Origin of the sequence: Pseudomonas sp. MWU13-2862 (genome assembly GCF_023242495.1) — a bacterium.
Taxonomy (GTDB): domain Bacteria; phylum Pseudomonadota; class Gammaproteobacteria; order Pseudomonadales; family Pseudomonadaceae; genus Aquipseudomonas; species Aquipseudomonas gingeri_D.
The window spans coordinates 140,874-155,344 of sequence record NZ_JALMEZ010000002.1; the positions used below are offsets into that span (position 1 = coordinate 140,874).

Here is a 14,471-nt window from a genome sequence, read left to right on the forward strand (position 1 = left end):
AGACATAGCTTCTGTGATCCAAGATTCGATCTTTGATCATGGACAAGATAGATAACCGTGGGAATATGCACAAGAAAGCCCACAACACATTGACAGAGTACGACATGAGCGACTTCCCCGCGGCATCGGCGCCCCGAATTGACAGTGCCAGAGAGTCCAAGGCGCTTGTACTGATCGCGGAAGACGAGCCTGAAATCGCGGATATTCTGACGGCCTATTTGAAACGCGCCGGCTTTCGAACGGCCCACGCCCTTGACGGTCGTCGCGCCCTTGAAATGCATCAGACACTCAAGCCGGATCTCATGCTGCTGGATGTGCTGATGCCGAATTTGGACGGCTGGATGGTGCTCGCCGAGGTTCGACACCGGGGCAACACTCCGGTGATCATGCTGACGGCACAGGACCAGGACATGGACAAACTGATGGGCCTGCGTATCGGTGCCGACGATTACATTGTCAAACCGTTCAACCCGGCCGAAGTAGTCGCACGGACCCAGGCGGTTTTGCGACGATCGAGCAATTATGGCTACAGCGCCTGTCGTAATGTGTTGCGCGTGGATGCATTTGAAATCGACATCGAAAGTCATGAAGTCGTGGTGTGCATCGGCGCTGAAAAATTCCCGCTTTCCTTGACGGTAACGGAGTTCAAGTTACTGGCTCAGTTGGCAAAATCACCCAAGAGAGTATTCAGCCGGGCAGAATTGCTGGCCGCCTGTTCACCGGATAGTGAGAGCTTGGAGCGGACAGTCGACAGCCATCTCAGCAAGTTACGCAGAAAGATCGAAGACCTGGGACTACAGGGTGTGCCTGCGAGTATTCGAGGCGTTGGCTACCGATTCGGGAGTATCGAATGAGGATGCCTAATGGCTTGAGCCGGCAGATTGTTTTGTCCATGTCTGCCGTGGTGCTCTGCGTCATAGCCTTGGCCATAGTGGGCTCCTATGTTTTTTATGCGTTGCTATGGACGCTCTGGCCTCCTACCAGTGCGGAGCTGGACGAGTGGTTACCGACAAAGATCGAGTGGGCATGGATGATATTGACCACCGGTGTCAGTTTGGGCGTGGGGGCCATCGCGGCGATAAAGTTATCTCGGCGAATTTTAATGCCCCTGAACTCCGTGGCCGGTAGTCTTCGAAAGTTGGCCGATGGCGACCTTGATGCTCGAGCGGTGGCCGGCGACCAGTCGCTGGGAGAAGCCGCCTTATTAGTGGACGATTTTAATAGCATGGCTAAACGATTGAAGCGCATGGCAGAAGAACAGGCTTTTTGGAATGCGGCGATTGCACACGAACTACGCACTCCCCTGACCATCTTGCGTGGACGTTTACAGGGCTTGGCTGAAGGCGTATTCGAACCGGACACCTCGCAGTTCTATAGTTTGCTGACTCAAGTCGAAGGATTGACCCGATTGATCGAAGATCTTCGGGTTGTTGGTTTGGCGGACGGCGGACACCTCGAACTTACCCTGCAGGAATCGGATCTGGCCACTGAGATCGAGGCCGATGCGCAGTTATTCGAGCCCACTCTGCAGTCTGCTGGATTTGCTCTACAACTGGATCTGCAAAGACGGCCTTTGCGCTGTGACCCGGCGAGGATTCGGCAAGCGTTATTGGCACTCTTGGATAATATTCGACGGCATGCCACACCGGGAAATGTCATCGTGCAGCTTAGTAGCAAAAATGAAATCAATTACCTGAGAGTCAAAGATGAAGGCCCTGGCATTGATGAAAAACTCGCCAAGCATATTTTTGAAGCGTTCCAGCGCGGTGAAAACTCTCGGTCCAGGGCCCAGGGTGGAAGCGGGTTAGGTCTGGCTGTCGTGCGAGCCATCGCCCTTGCCCATGGAGGAACCATTATCTGTCGCAGCGTGGCAAACAGGGGAACACTGTTCGAACTCAGCTGGCCAGCCTAATCAAAAAAGTGATCACCGTGTGCATCGCTGTATTGAGACGCTTTAGGAAAAAGCAATACCGACACTTTTCCTTACTCGCTTCGCGTGGACACCGCCTTGTTTTCAATAGCTGCGGTTTAATATAAAAAAGGGCCACCGGACAAACGTCAACGACGTGAAATTTACTTGAATGAATCCCCCTCGCATCGCTTTGATAATTTAAATATTTTCAGATCGCGAGAAACGGACACTGTACGACCTCGGCATTTCACTCACCAGGACCACGGATGCATATTTTTACGGATTGATTACCGCCCCATTGACTGGCGTATTGATCAGTGCCGGAACAACCATATCCAGTCAACACGATCACACCTTCCGAAACAGCAACATCTGCACATGTAGGTGACTACGATTAAACATCTTATCAGACCGGAGTCCTATCGAACTCTGTGTACTCTATCGCTGGTGGTGTCGGTGTTGGCCGGCTGTTCGGTCGCCCCATTGCCGGCGTTGAAAGCCCCGACCCCCTACAGTTGGCGCAACATGCCGTCCGATGCTTTGCCACTGCGACCAGACTTTAATCAATGGTGGCACGCCTTCAATGACCCAAAGCTGGATGCTCTGGTCGATCAGGCGCTGCGCAACAACCTGAACGTGGCTCAAGCAACGGAACGCCTGCGTGCAACACGGGGACTGAGCCAGCATGCCCAGTCGCCTTTCCGGCCCACGCTGGGCATAAAGACCCGAGATTCCGTCAGCCCCGATACCAGCACTTCGTACTTCCTGATCGGTTTCGATGCATTGTGGGAGCTTCCATTGTTTGGTGCAAAACAGAGTGCCAATCGCCTCGCCCAGGGAAACCAGGCGCTGGTAGAAGCCGACTTGCGCACCGTCCAGGTGTCGTTGGTCGCAGAGGTCACTCGGTGTTGGATCGAGCTGCGGTCTGCGCAACAAATGGAACGTACCCTGGCAACAGTCCGCGACATTCAGCGTGAAAAACTAAAGCTGGTACTCGTTCGCGAGCATTTAAAATTGGCGCCACTCTCGGACGTTGATGGCGCCCGGGCCGAACTGGCGCAGGCCGAGATGGCTCTGGCCAAGCCGCGCCAGTTGATAAGCCGCAACGCGCAACAGTTAGCATTACTGTCGGGCCAGACTGGCCCGGAACCTCTTTGGCTGCAACCAGGGCTGCAACCCAAGCTTGGCCAATGGCAACTCAGCAGCGTACCGACAGACCTGCTGCGTACGCGCCCTGAAATTGCCAGCGCCGAAGCCGAGGTCATTATCGCAGCCGGAGAGCTGGGCATGAGCCAGGCTGATATTTATCCGCACATCAACTTCGGCACATCACTGCAGTGGTCGCTGAACATTGCCAGCAATCGCAAGCGGACTCCCTCCGGCAACAGCATCTTCTCGGTCGGGCCGGGGATCAGTATCCCATTGTTCGACTGGGGCCTGCGTGTGGCCAATGCGCGAGCCAAGGACCATCAAATGCAAGCCGCGGTACTGGCTTATCGGCAATCGGTATTGCAGGGCGTCGCCGAAGCCGAAATCGCCATGAGCGACTTGGAGCAACTGCGTTTGCGCGAGCAATCATCCCGCCAGGCCTATGCCGCCACGCAGGCGCGCCTGGATGCATTGCAACAGCGGTCCCGAGCGGGACTGCTGAGCAACCTGGATTTGGCAAGTGCCCAGGTGGAAAAACTGCGCGCCCAACAACGGACCGACAGGGCCAGTACCGAGCGCAATATCGCCTATGTAGCGCTGTACAAGGCGCTCGGCGGCGCGCCGTTGCCGGTAGCCCCCCTGAAGGATGCTGACTGATGGTTGCACTCGCCCGTCAAACCTTGATCCATGAGTGGCGCCGCTTCCTACCCGCGATGATTGCCGTGGGCTTCGCCGGTTTGCTGCAATTGCTCCAGGCCGCCCTGGTACTGGGGATCTTCGGTAGTGCCAGCGTGTACATCACCGGCTCTAGAGCCGATCTCTGGGTGGGTTATCCCGGCACCCAAAGCGTCAACCTGGGAAGGCCGATCGATTCAGATGTGGAGATGCGGTTGCGGATGGATCCCGATGTACTCAGGGTGGAGCCGTTCCGCTGGGTGGACGCCGATTGGCGTGGCACACGTGATACAGGAGGCGTCTCGGTATTTGTCTCCGGCATCGAGGCCGGGCCGCAAGGCTTGATGTTTGAACGCGTACTGCCAGCTATGCTGCGTGCACGTCTGAACGAGCCCGGTGCCGTGATCGTCGACCGGGCCGACCTGGGTAACCTGGGGGTTAACCTCGGAGACGCAGCCACCATCAACGGTCGTCGGGTGCGCGTAGTGGGTATCACTAGCGGGTTGCGGGCACTGGGCGGGGTAAACGTCGTGGCGTCACTGGCCACGGCCCAGCAACTCGATCCCTCCGCCGCCGTCGACCGAATCACCTACCTCGTGGCCAAGGTGCGCGACCCAAGCCAGGCAGATACCGTTGCCAATCGCCTTAACGGCGCGCCAGCGTTTGGCAACTACGCGGTGTGGACAGCAAAACAATTCGCTTACCGCTCGCAGATGTATTGGATGTTCGATACCGGGGCCGGAGCCGGCGTATTGTTTCTGGCGGCGATTGTGTTCCTGGTGGGCGCGGTGATTACCAGCCAGACCCTGGTGGCCGCGGTCATTGGTTCAATCCGCGAATACGCGACCTTGAACGCCCTTGGCGTCGGCGTGAATGCTCTGCGCAAAGTGGTGATGGAGCAGGCGCTCTGGGTCGGGGCGCTGGGACTGCTGGGCAGCAGCATCCTGGCTGGCGCGCTCTTCGCGCTTGCGGGGCACTTCAACGTGCCAGTGGAACTTTCACCTGTTGCGGCCGGGACTTGCCTGCTCTTGAGCTTGGCCCTGGCGCTGGTCTCCGGCCTGGCCGCCATCCGCTCCTTACGCCACGCCGACCCGGCGAGTCTTTTGAGATAACACAGTCCATGAAAAACCAGATATCGGTAACCCCCTTCACGCTTCAGGCCAAGGGTATCAGTAAGTCGTTTGCGTCAGGGCGGGTCGCCACCAGCGTGCTGCATGAACTCACCCTGTCAGTACGGCCGGGCGAGCTGACATTGATCTCGGGGCCCTCTGGTTGCGGGAAAAGCACCCTGCTGGCCATTCTCAGCGGCTTGCAGCGTCCCGATCAAGGCCGGGTCATGGCGTTGGGACAAGATCTGGCAGGGCTCGACGCACGGGCACTGGAGCGCTTTCGCCTCCATCACACGGGCTTTGTATTCCAGGGTTTCAATCTGTTTCCGGCCCTGAGTGCATTGCAACAGGTCGAACTGCCTCTGAGCTATCTCGGACTCCCACAAAAGGAAGTGCAAAGGCGCGCCATTGAGGCACTAGAAGAAGTCGGACTGGGACCGCGCATGAGGTTGCGTCCGGCCGAGCTGTCCGGCGGCGAAAAGCAGCGTGTAGCCATCGCTCGCGCCGTAGCCAAAACGCCCGAATTGTTGTTCGCCGACGAACCAACCAGCGCCCTGGACTCCGCCAACGGCCAAATCGTGATCGACATATTGCACCGCATTGCCCGTGTACGCGGTACGACCGTGCTGTGTGTCAGCCACGACCCGCGCCTGGTCAGCCATACGGACCGTGTCTTGACCATAGAAGACGGCCGCATCTTGAGCGATCACTCCCCTTCCCTTCGACCGGCCAACGTTACCGGCCCCCAGGAACACTCTTTATGAACTCGCATTCACTTGGCCCATGGCTGGTTCTGACTAGCGCACTTTTCTTTTTGACCGGCTGCCCGCGGGACGAAGCACCGCCGAAGGCGGCGGTCTTGAACCCCACCTATCTGGCTGTTGCCCGTGGACGTATTGATGTGGAAGGAGGATTGCTCAAACTGGGTGTCACCCGCGACGGTGTGGTTATCGATATCAAGGTCAAAGAAGGCGACCACGTCAAGAGAGGTCAGTTGCTGGCCTCATTGGACAGCGAACTCTCACGCCTGGCCGTGCACACGGCACAGGCCGAGCAACAGCGAGTAAAGGATCAAAACAGGCAATTGGAAAGACGCTTCAAGTTTGCCGACGAGAAAGCCAAACGCCTGATGGCGGCTGCTACTGCGGGCGCTGGTGACATCCAGAGCGCCGATGACGCCCGGGAGGCTGCCGAGCAGTTGCGCGACGACATTGAAAAGAACCATGGCGAAGCTGAAATGGCAGCAAGAAAACTCACCACCGCGAACTATGAACTAGCGCAACGCAGCCTTTATGCACCGTTCGAAGCCGAGGTGGTCCGGCGCCTGATCCAGCCTGGCGCTACAGTCTCTCCACAATCGGGGCCGTCCTTCATATTGCTACCAAATGAAGCACGCATCGTGCGCGCCGAGCTGAATGAATCCTTTACCGGTGTTGTGACCCCAGGGATGAAGGCCTACGTGTCGAATGACAGCGACAACGGTTTACCGCCCCTTTCCGCCCATGTAGTACGCATCAGCGCGGTATTGGGTAACAGCACACTCGAAGACGACCCATTGGTACGAGCCAATATGCGCATGGTTGAATGCATATTGGCACTCGACCAGCCCCCTCCGGCGTCGCTGCGCGTGGGGCAACGAATGCTTGTGCGGTTCGGAGCACAATAGCCCTCCAAGAAACTCCATCGTCATCGGAACGAAAAGAGTTGGAACGGAAACTTGGATCTCTTCGGTTCAACGTGCGCCGTCTACAGCTTGAGTACGACCTGTTGATGAAGGCGAATGAACTCATAAAAAAGATACGGGCATCGACCGGCAAGTCCTGACCAATCGTGAGAAGACATTGCGGGCTGATGCCCTAACTCCTTGTCAGAGCCGTTTGAAGCGCTGGGCCTGGCCCGAAGCTCTAATTTCTATCATCGAGCCCGAATGCAGAACTGACATCATTCGATGTCGCGCAAGGGATGCTCGCCTGACAAAGCGGCTTGTGAAGGCTGCTTCGGCCGGCTGAAAACGGAACTGTTCTATCCTAGCAACTGGCAGTCAACGAGCATTGAGCTGTTCATTATGGCGCTGGATTTCAGGGTGCCCGCCGGAACGAAAAAAGGACCCGAAGGTCCTGTTTTCAATCGCCTGCAGAATTCAATGGAACTCTGCGGCGCTATATTTGGAGCGGGAAACGAGACTCGAACTCGCGACCCCGACCTTGGCAAGGTCGTGCTCTACCAACTGAGCTATTCCCGCGTCTTGGTGATGCGCATTCTATAGAATCTACGCACCCCGTCAACCCCTTGATTCAAAATAGTTTTATTTCTTTTCAGGATTTTCCGAATTGAACTTCAAATGCGGCCACGCCGCCCGCAGATACTGCAGCATCGACCACAGGGTCAGCACCGCCGCCGCCATCAGCAAGGTATAGCCCACCAGCACCCAGAAGCTGAAGTCCGACGGGTTGGCCAGCAGGATCACCAACGCCAGCATCTGCGCCGCGGTTTTCCATTTGCCCATGTTGGAAACGGCGACCTGCGCCCGCTCCCCGATTTCAGCCATCCACTCGCGCAGGGCCGAGACCACGATCTCACGACCGATAATCACCGCCGCCGGCAAGGTCAACCACAGGTTGCCATGCTCCTGCACCAGCAATACCAGCGCCACGGCCACCATCAGCTTGTCCGCCACCGGGTCGAGAAACGCGCCGAACGGCGTGCTCTGCTCCAGGCGACGGGCCAGGTAGCCGTCCAGCCAATCCGTCGCCGCCGCAAAGGCAAACACCGAACTGGCCGCCGTGTAACTCCACTGGTAAGGCAGGTAAAACAGCAAAATGAAAATCGGAATGAGTACGACGCGTAGAACGGTGATCAGATTAGGGATATTCATCGGCACAACTGGCTACGAGGTTGAAAGGCATTCTACTCGCTGTGCAGGCTTGCATAAATCGACTCAGCGAGCTTTTTACTGATCCCGGGTGCTTTGGCGATCTCGTCGATGCTGGCACGGGACAGCTCCTGCAATCCACCAAAATGTTTCAATAGTTCACGGCGACGCTTCGGTCCCACCCCCGCCACCCCTTCCAGGGTTGAGGTTCGGCGGGTCTTGCCGCGCCGCGCCCGGTGCCCGGTAATAGCAAAACGGTGGGCTTCGTCGCGGATCTGCTGGATCAAATGCAAGGCCGGCGAATCACCTTTCAAGGTGAATTCATGGGCCGCGTCGTTAAGGTATAAAGTCTCGAAACCGGCCTTGCGCGTCGCCCCCTTGGCCACGCCGAGCAGGATCAGGTCCGGTACCGACAGCTCATTGAGCACATCGCGCGCCATGGACAACTGGCCCTTGCCGCCGTCCACCAGGAGGATGTCCGGCAACTTGCCCTCGCCATCCTTGATCTTGCTGAAACGCCGGGTCAGGGCCTGGTGCATCGCCGCGTAGTCGTCACCGGCAGTGACGCCTTCGATATTGTAACGGCGATAATCGGACTTGATCGGGCCTTCCGGGCCGAATACCACGCAGGACGCGACCGTCGCTTCACCGCTGGAGTGACTGATGTCGTAACACTCCAGGCGCTGCGGTGGCTCGTCCAGGTTCAGCACTTCGGCCAGGGCCTCGAAGCGTGCGGCCATATGCTGACGATCCGCCAGGCGTGCACCCAGGGCCTGTTCGGCATTGGTCACCGCCAACTGCTGCCAGCGCGCCCGTGTGCCGCGCACCCGATGGCTGATGGCCAATTCTCGGCCGCGCAGCCCATCGATGGCGGCGATCAGGGTCGGGAAGTCTTCGTGGACCACGTTGACGATCAGTTCACTCGGCAGATCGCGCTCGGGACTGCCGATAAAGTACTGGCCGAGAAACGCCATGAGCACTTCGGACACGTCTTCCTCGATACCAACCTGCGGAAAGAAGTTCTTGCTGCCCAGCACTCGCCCGCCGCGCACGCTGATCAAGTGCACACAAGCGCCGCCCGGGTTGATGAAGGCCGCGACCACGTCGACATCGCCGGTGCCCCCTTCCATGCTCTGCTGATCCTGGACCCGGCGCAGCAACGAGATCTGGTCCCGCAGCTCCGCCGCCCGTTCGAAATCGAGGGTGCTGGCCGCCTGTTCCATGCCGGCGTTCAATTCGTCGGTCAGGGCGTTACTGCGCCCTTCGAGGAACATCACCGAGTGGCGTACATCCTCGGCATACACCTGGGGCTCCACCAACCCGACACACGGCGCCTTGCAGCGCTTGATCTGGTACTGCAGACAGGGCCGGGTGCGGTTCTTGTAGTAGCTGTCCTCGCATTGGCGGACCAGAAAGGTCTTTTGCAGCAGGCTCAGGCTCTCACGAATCGCCCCGGCGCTCGGGTAAGGCCCGAAATACTTGCCCTTGGCTTTCTTGGCCCCACGGTGAATGCTCAGACGCGGGTAGTCGCCGTCCGAGAGAAACACATAGGGATAGGACTTATCGTCGCGCAGCAGGATGTTGTAGGGCGGCCGCCACTCCTTGATCAGCGTCTGTTCCAGCAACAGCGCCTCGGTTTCATTGGCGGTGATGGTGGTTTCCACCTGGGCGATACGCCCCACCAATGCCGCGGTCTTCGGCGCCAGGCCGGTCTTGCGGAAGTAACTGGCCAGACGCTTCTTCAGGTTCTTGGCTTTGCCCACATAAAGCAGACGCGCGTCGCCGTCGAACATGCGGTAGACGCCGGGGCGGCCACTGCAGGTCGACAGGAAGGCACTGGAATCGAACAGGTCAGTCATTGTCAGCCGGCATCGACCATGCCGTGGCGAACCGCCAGAAGCGTCAACTCGACATCACTGCTGACCGACAGCTTCTCGAAAATCCGATAGCGGTAGGTATTGACGGTTTTAGGCGACAGGCACAGCTTGTCGGAGATAATCTGGACTTTCTGGCAGCCGACGATCATCAACGCAATCTGGATTTCACGCTCGGACAAGGCGTCGAACGGCGAGTCACTGGCCGGCTGGAACGACTTGAGCGCCAACTGCTGGGCAATCTGCGGGCTGATGTAGCGTTGCCCGGAAAACACCAGGCGAATCGCCTGGACCATTTCCGCCAGGCCCGCGCCCTTGGTCAGGTAACCGGCTGCTCCGGCCTGCAACAAGCGGGTCGGGAACGGATCTTCTTCACAGACGGTCACCGCCACCACTTTGATGTCCGGATGACTGCGCAGCAATTTGCGCGTGGCCTCCAGGCCGCCGATGCCAGGCATCTTGACGTCCATCAGGACGACATCGGGTTTGAGCTCCCGCGTCTTGAGCAACGCTTCCTCTCCCGATTCAGCCTGTCCCACGACCTGCAGACCGTCGATATCCGCCAACATCCGCGTAATGCCTGTACGCACAAGATCATGGTCATCGACTACTAGCACCCTAATCAAGCAGACACCTCACGAATTTGGTCTTATCAGGTTATTGACCACCTTAGCAAAAAACCACGGGCCTGACCTAGTTACAAGCGTCACATAAGAGTATCAACGCGCTATAAGCGCTTGCCGGACGGCAAGCGCGTTTCGTCAGGAATGAAATGACTCAGGAGTCACTGGAGCCTGCACGGCCGTTTGGCCCATAAGGCCCGGCGGTTTCAGCCAAGGTAGTGGTCAGTCGATGGATCGCGTCCTGATCTTCCTTTTGCAGCACCCGATAGTTGCCCAATACTTTTTCTTCTACCTGGCTGAGATTGTCCAGTTGCATCGGTGTCGGTTGACCGGTCAGGACGTAAAGCACATCGACGCCCCGTGCGGCCACACGGGACAAATAGTCTGCCTTCGGTGCGCGGTCACCGCTTTCGTATTTGCCCTGTGCGTTGGCCTCAACGCCTCCGATTTCACCAAAAGCCTTCTGCGACAAACCCAGCCGCTCTCTCTCTTGCCGCAATCGCGAACCAATTCCACTCATTTGGATGTAAGATCCCATTTTAAACACCCTTAGGGGTGATATACTCAACAAGCATTAAACACATTTGAACGGTTTTGAACTATGCCCGGTATTCGCACTGCCGCACAAGCCAAGGCTTGGCTGGAACACCAAGGAAAATCGGTTCAGGAGTTTGCGCGCGAGCATGGCGTCGACCCGGCAACCACCTATCAAGTGCTCGCTGGGCGAAAAAAGGGACGGCGTGGGGAAGCCCATAAGGTCGCGGTCCTATTGGGCATGAAGGATGGAATCATCCCATCCGACACCGATAAGTCGAGTGAGTAATTCCCGGCTTTATGAGGCCCAGTATGCACTTCGTGTAGCGATTTATAGGACAATTCTCAAAGTATTGTCAGTTATTGCCAGACGCAGTTTTTAAAGCGGCAAGACTCATGCGCAAAAAGCACTCGTCCTCACCGACTACAGCCAAGCCCTGACGTAAATACAGGCGCTGGGCCGGGTTGCTCTTGAAGACAGTCAGGCGTAACTCACGACGCCCCTCTCTGAAGGCGATTTCCCGTGCCTGCCGGATCAGCCAACCGCCCAGGCCCTGGCCTCGGCCCGCCTCGATCAGCTGTAACTCACGGATGTACAACGCTCGGGCATCGCGACTGAAGCTGACAAAACCCAGCACCTGCTCGCCATCACACAACAGCTCGTTCTGGCGCCCGGCCCAGGCCTGGTCAAAGGCCTCGTCCAACCAAAGCAGATTGTACTCACAGTAGTAAGCCATCATGTTCTGGCGCGTGAGCTCCCGGGCGAATGCCAGGTCCGCGCCCAAGGCCGGGCGAAAACGCCAGAGCCCGCTCACAAGCCCGTCACCGACACCACCTCCCCGGACCATTGGCCGGCGACACGTCGTCCGATCACCAACACATCCCCTTCCCCCTCTGTCACCACCACCCGCTGCCCGCCAGCCGCCCAGAGCGCGCTCCGCCCCGCCGACTGCCAGCCGCCCGTCATACCGCCATGGTTGGCCATCAACACCGCCATGCCGTGGTCCCGGGCATAGCCCTGCAACAAGGCCGTATCGGGTCCATAACCGTTCTCAGTGATCAATACACTGGCGGCGTAAAGGTTAGCCGCAGATTGCGCGGCCTGTAGCGGATGACTAGCGTGGGAAAAGTCAGCACAAACCGCCAGAGCGATGCGCTCATCGACGATTGTCAACAGCTCACCGCCGCTTCCAGGGGTAAATGCGACTTCTTCACCATCGTGTAGATGCTGCTTGCTGTAGACCTGCAAGGAACCGTCGGCACCGAATGTCAGTGCCCCGATCAGCACCGGGCCGTCGGCGAACAGGCGTATCGGCATGCCTACTACGGTCACCAGCTTCAGCTCTCGGGCCAGCTCGCGCAACGGTGCCAGTACCGGGTCGTCCGGGGTAATCGCCAACTCGGCCGCGAGGTCGCGTTCATAGCCGGTCAACGACAATTCGGGGAACAGCAGAAACGCCACGCCACGCTCCGCGGCCTGGCGCATGAACACCAGGTGTCGAGCGATATTGGCCTGCAGATCTCCGGCAATCGAAACGGCTTGGGCGGCGGCAAGGGTAAACACGCTCATGATTCAGTCCTGACAATCAGATCGGAAATATCCGTCGAGTGTGTCATAAAGACCTGTCACATTTAAGCGATAGAGCCTGCTCGCGGGCTCTCATAGAATTTTCTGATTGAACAGGGCGATACCGCTCTAGTAAGCTCGGCGACATTCACACGGAGTTGCACCATGCACCTGACTCAATCCGCCCATCGCCACACCGCCAGCGCCTCGCGCTCGGTTACGGCTGCCCGGATGAGCACGGTCGGCACCCGCGCAAGCTTTTATTTTGGGTATTGGTTTAGCCACTGGCGCGCCTGATACCCAACCGGCGCCCACTGAATACAGGGGTCGCCTACCAGAGAATTCTCAACCCCCGGTCGGCCTCCCGACCGGGGGTTTTGTTTTTTCAGGCTCCCACATTTTGCAACCGACTTTTTAAATCAAGGAATACCGACATGAACGACTCCACCTATTACCGCTACGACATCACCGGCGCCTGGCGATTTAGCAACCTCCGCTCGGGACAGCACGCCGCCTCCGAACGGTCACGCACAGGTGGCACGCACACACTCACAGCCAGTCCGGCTGATTGTCGAACACCCCAGTAGGGCCGCGCGCGGGAAGCACCCGCCGCCAGCCCAGGAAGCCCGAACATGAATTCTTCTCTCTGCGCCCTGCCGTCCTCCGTCCTGCCATCGGCCAACGAGCCGTTGACCCAACGCCTGCCCAGCGCGTTGCAACTCAAGCAGCACCTGCCCCTCAATGCCAGCCTCGGCGAACAGGTCGAGCGCCACCGCCGCGCCGTGCGCGCCATCCTCAACGGTGAAGACCCACGCCTGCTGGTGATCGTCGGCCCCTGCTCGATCCATGATCCGCAATCGGCCCTGGAATACGCCGGCCGACTGGCCGACCTGGCGAGCGAGGTCAGCGACCAGATGCTCCTGGTGATGCGCGCCTACATCGAGAAACCCCGGACCACGGTGGGCTGGAAAGGCCTGGCCTACGACCCGCACCTGGATGGCAGCGATGACATGGCCGGCGGCCTGGCGCTGTCCCGTGAACTGATGCGCGAGATACTGCGCCTGGGCCTGCCGATTGCCACCGAACTGCTGCAACCCATGGCCGCCGGTTATGTCGATGACCTGCTGAGCTGGGTCGCCATTGGCGCGCGGACCACGGAGTCGCAGATCCACCGGGAAATGGCCAGCGGCCTGGCGATGCCGGTGGGGTTCAAGAATGGCACCGATGGCAGTGTCGGGATCGCGGCGGATGCGATGCGTTCGGCGGCCCATGCCCATCGGCATTTCGGCGTCGACAGCCAGGGCCACCCGGCGATCATCCAGACGGCGGGCAACCCGGACACGCACTTGGTGCTGCGTGGCGGCCATCGCGGGCCGAACTACGACGCCCATAGTGTGGCGCAGGTACGGGCCGGCCTGGCCAAGCAGTCGATTGCGCCGCGGATCATGGTCGATTGCAGCCACGCCAACAGCGGCAAGGACCCGCTGCGCCAGCCGGCGGTGTTCGCCGATGTGCTGGAGCAGCGTTTGCGGGGCGATCGTTCGCTGGTCGGGATGATGATTGAGAGTCATTTGTTCGAAGGCTGCCAGGCACTGAGCCCGAACCTGCGCTATGGCGTTTCGATCACCGATGGCTGCCTGGGTTGGGAAGCGACCGAAGCGTTGCTGCTCGGGGCGGCCGGGAAGTTGCGTGAGCAGCAGGTGGCGGAGGTTGTCGGCGCCTGAAACCTTGTGGCGAGCAGGACTGCCCGCTCGCCACAGGTCCGACACTCCGCGCTGCCGGGAACTTTTGCCAGGAAAATCCGGCCTGATTCCGGTAATCTCGACACTTTCTAGAAAGGAGCATCACCCCATGGCCAAAGCCACTGCCCGTCACATCCTGGTTGCCAGCGAAGCCAAGTGCAACGAACTCAAGGCCCAGATCGAAGGCGGCGCCGATTTCGCCGAGATCGCCAAAGCGAACTCCACCTGCCCGTCCAGCCGCGACGGCGGCAACCTGGGCTCGTTCGGCCCGGGCCAGATGGTCAAGGAGTTCGACACCGTGGTCTTCAGCGCCCCGGTCAATACCGTGCAAGGCCCGGTGAAAACCCAGTTCGGTTACCACCTGCTGGAAGTGACCAGTCGTCAGGACTGATCCTGCCCGCTCCTGTGGCGAGG

The 14,471-nt window shown here is 58.9% G+C and carries 15 protein-coding genes, 1 tRNA gene and 1 pseudogene; 10 read left to right on the forward strand and 7 right to left on the reverse strand.

Features of this window, described 5'->3' with window-relative positions; genetic code table 11:
* Nucleotides 1-104 precede the first annotated feature (104 nt).
* The 7 genes and pseudogenes from M5C56_RS04100 to M5C56_RS04130 all read left to right on the forward strand — a co-directional run.
* Entirely contained in the window at nucleotides 105-854 is a 750-nt protein-coding gene (locus M5C56_RS04100) for a response regulator (RefSeq protein WP_103497307.1), read from the forward strand.
* Complete coding sequence (locus tag M5C56_RS04105; protein WP_103497303.1) at nucleotides 851-1,912, forward strand: ATP-binding protein; 1,062 nt, start codon at nucleotides 851-853, stop codon at nucleotides 1,910-1,912. Before M5C56_RS04100 ends, M5C56_RS04105 begins: the two co-directional genes overlap by 4 nt.
* A gap of 456 nt (nucleotides 1,913-2,368) precedes the next feature.
* Complete coding sequence (locus M5C56_RS04110; RefSeq protein ID WP_248763626.1) at nucleotides 2,369-3,718, forward strand: TolC family protein; 1,350 nt, start codon at nucleotides 2,369-2,371, stop codon at nucleotides 3,716-3,718.
* The gene (locus tag M5C56_RS04115; protein ID WP_103497304.1) at nucleotides 3,718-4,848 is read left to right on the forward strand and encodes an ABC transporter permease; all 1,131 of its coding nucleotides are present in this window, start codon (nucleotides 3,718-3,720) and stop codon (nucleotides 4,846-4,848) included. The genes M5C56_RS04110 and M5C56_RS04115 overlap by 1 nt, the downstream gene beginning before the upstream one ends.
* Before the next feature lie 8 nt (nucleotides 4,849-4,856).
* Nucleotides 4,857-5,609 (forward strand): ABC transporter ATP-binding protein, encoded by a 753-nt coding sequence (locus M5C56_RS04120; RefSeq protein WP_103497305.1) that lies wholly within the window; start codon nucleotides 4,857-4,859, stop codon nucleotides 5,607-5,609.
* Entirely contained in the window at nucleotides 5,606-6,511 is a 906-nt protein-coding gene (locus M5C56_RS04125) for a biotin/lipoyl-binding protein (RefSeq protein ID WP_103497306.1), read from the forward strand. The genes M5C56_RS04120 and M5C56_RS04125 overlap by 4 nt, the downstream gene beginning before the upstream one ends.
* Nucleotides 6,512-6,537: 26 nt before the next feature.
* Nucleotides 6,538-6,775, forward strand: a pseudogene (locus M5C56_RS04130) (IS3 family transposase); the annotation flags it as partial.
* Between the two features lie 236 nt (nucleotides 6,776-7,011).
* On the opposite strand, the gene M5C56_RS04135 reads toward M5C56_RS04130, so the two are convergent.
* The 5 genes from M5C56_RS04135 to M5C56_RS04155 form a co-directional block, all read right to left on the reverse strand.
* Nucleotides 7,012-7,087, reverse strand: a tRNA-Gly gene (locus M5C56_RS04135).
* Nucleotides 7,088-7,150: 63 nt separating this feature from the next.
* The gene (pgsA, locus tag M5C56_RS04140; RefSeq protein ID WP_103495325.1) at nucleotides 7,151-7,720 is read right to left on the reverse strand and encodes a CDP-diacylglycerol--glycerol-3-phosphate 3-phosphatidyltransferase; all 570 of its coding nucleotides are present in this window, start codon (nucleotides 7,718-7,720) and stop codon (nucleotides 7,151-7,153) included.
* A gap of 32 nt (nucleotides 7,721-7,752) precedes the next feature.
* Complete coding sequence (uvrC, locus tag M5C56_RS04145; protein WP_103495326.1) at nucleotides 7,753-9,576, reverse strand: excinuclease ABC subunit UvrC; 1,824 nt, start codon at nucleotides 9,574-9,576, stop codon at nucleotides 7,753-7,755.
* A 2-nt stretch (nucleotides 9,577-9,578) separates the two neighbouring features.
* The gene (gene uvrY, locus M5C56_RS04150; RefSeq protein ID WP_100939313.1) at nucleotides 9,579-10,217 is read right to left on the reverse strand and encodes a UvrY/SirA/GacA family response regulator transcription factor; all 639 of its coding nucleotides are present in this window, start codon (nucleotides 10,215-10,217) and stop codon (nucleotides 9,579-9,581) included.
* A 151-nt stretch (nucleotides 10,218-10,368) separates the two neighbouring features.
* A complete protein-coding gene (locus M5C56_RS04155) occupies nucleotides 10,369-10,734 on the reverse strand; it encodes a helix-turn-helix transcriptional regulator (RefSeq protein WP_103495340.1) in 366 nt (121 codons plus the stop codon).
* 81 nt (nucleotides 10,735-10,815) lie between these two features.
* Here M5C56_RS04155 and M5C56_RS04160 point away from each other — a divergent pair, with 81 nt between their 5' ends.
* Complete coding sequence (locus M5C56_RS04160; RefSeq protein WP_103495327.1) at nucleotides 10,816-11,037, forward strand: DNA-binding protein; 222 nt, start codon at nucleotides 10,816-10,818, stop codon at nucleotides 11,035-11,037.
* 67 nt (nucleotides 11,038-11,104) lie between these two features.
* On the opposite strand, the gene M5C56_RS04165 is transcribed toward M5C56_RS04160, so the two are convergent.
* Together M5C56_RS04165 and M5C56_RS04170 are read right to left on the reverse strand one after the other, a co-directional pair.
* Complete coding sequence (locus M5C56_RS04165; RefSeq protein WP_103495341.1) at nucleotides 11,105-11,563, reverse strand: GNAT family N-acetyltransferase; 459 nt, start codon at nucleotides 11,561-11,563, stop codon at nucleotides 11,105-11,107.
* Nucleotides 11,560-12,318: a carbon-nitrogen hydrolase family protein gene (locus M5C56_RS04170; protein ID WP_103495328.1), complete on the reverse strand. Its 759-nt coding sequence runs from the start codon at nucleotides 12,316-12,318 to the stop codon at nucleotides 11,560-11,562. Before M5C56_RS04170 ends, M5C56_RS04165 begins: the two co-directional genes overlap by 4 nt.
* Nucleotides 12,319-12,947: 629 nt before the next feature.
* On the opposite strand from M5C56_RS04170, the gene M5C56_RS04175 reads away from it, so the two are divergent.
* Together M5C56_RS04175 and M5C56_RS32455 are read left to right on the forward strand one after the other, a co-directional pair.
* Nucleotides 12,948-14,039 carry a 3-deoxy-7-phosphoheptulonate synthase gene (locus tag M5C56_RS04175; RefSeq protein WP_103495329.1) on the forward strand — a complete coding sequence of 364 codons (1,092 nt, stop codon included), beginning with the start codon at nucleotides 12,948-12,950 and terminating at the stop codon, nucleotides 14,037-14,039.
* 127 nt (nucleotides 14,040-14,166) lie between these two features.
* Complete coding sequence (locus M5C56_RS32455) at nucleotides 14,167-14,448, forward strand: peptidylprolyl isomerase (RefSeq protein ID WP_100939307.1); 282 nt, start codon at nucleotides 14,167-14,169, stop codon at nucleotides 14,446-14,448.
* Nucleotides 14,449-14,471: the final 23 nt, after the last annotated feature.

Excerpts from the sequence above, each read along its gene's own strand:
- M5C56_RS04100 (WP_103497307.1), top strand. The coding sequence starts at position 105 with ATGAGCGACTTCCCCGCGGCATCGGCGCCCCGAATTGACAGTGCCAGA.
- M5C56_RS04115 (WP_103497304.1), top strand. The coding sequence starts at position 3,718 with ATGGTTGCACTCGCCCGTCAAACCTTGATCCATGAGTGGCGCCGCTTC.
- M5C56_RS04155 (WP_103495340.1), bottom strand. The coding sequence starts at position 10,734 with ATGAGTGGAATTGGTTCGCGATTGCGGCAAGAGAGAGAGCGGCTGGGT.
- M5C56_RS32455 (WP_100939307.1), top strand. The coding sequence starts at position 14,167 with ATGGCCAAAGCCACTGCCCGTCACATCCTGGTTGCCAGCGAAGCCAAG.
- M5C56_RS04105 (WP_103497303.1), top strand. The coding sequence starts at position 851 with ATGAGGATGCCTAATGGCTTGAGCCGGCAGATTGTTTTGTCCATGTCT.
- M5C56_RS04160 (WP_103495327.1), top strand. The coding sequence starts at position 10,816 with ATGCCCGGTATTCGCACTGCCGCACAAGCCAAGGCTTGGCTGGAACAC.
- uvrC (WP_103495326.1), bottom strand. The coding sequence starts at position 9,576 with ATGACTGACCTGTTCGATTCCAGTGCCTTCCTGTCGACCTGCAGTGGC.
- M5C56_RS04170 (WP_103495328.1), bottom strand. The coding sequence starts at position 12,318 with ATGAGCGTGTTTACCCTTGCCGCCGCCCAAGCCGTTTCGATTGCCGGA.
- M5C56_RS04175 (WP_103495329.1), top strand. The coding sequence starts at position 12,948 with ATGAATTCTTCTCTCTGCGCCCTGCCGTCCTCCGTCCTGCCATCGGCC.
- pgsA (WP_103495325.1), bottom strand. The coding sequence starts at position 7,720 with ATGAATATCCCTAATCTGATCACCGTTCTACGCGTCGTACTCATTCCG.
- M5C56_RS04125 (WP_103497306.1), top strand. The coding sequence starts at position 5,606 with ATGAACTCGCATTCACTTGGCCCATGGCTGGTTCTGACTAGCGCACTT.
- M5C56_RS04120 (WP_103497305.1), top strand. The coding sequence starts at position 4,857 with ATGAAAAACCAGATATCGGTAACCCCCTTCACGCTTCAGGCCAAGGGT.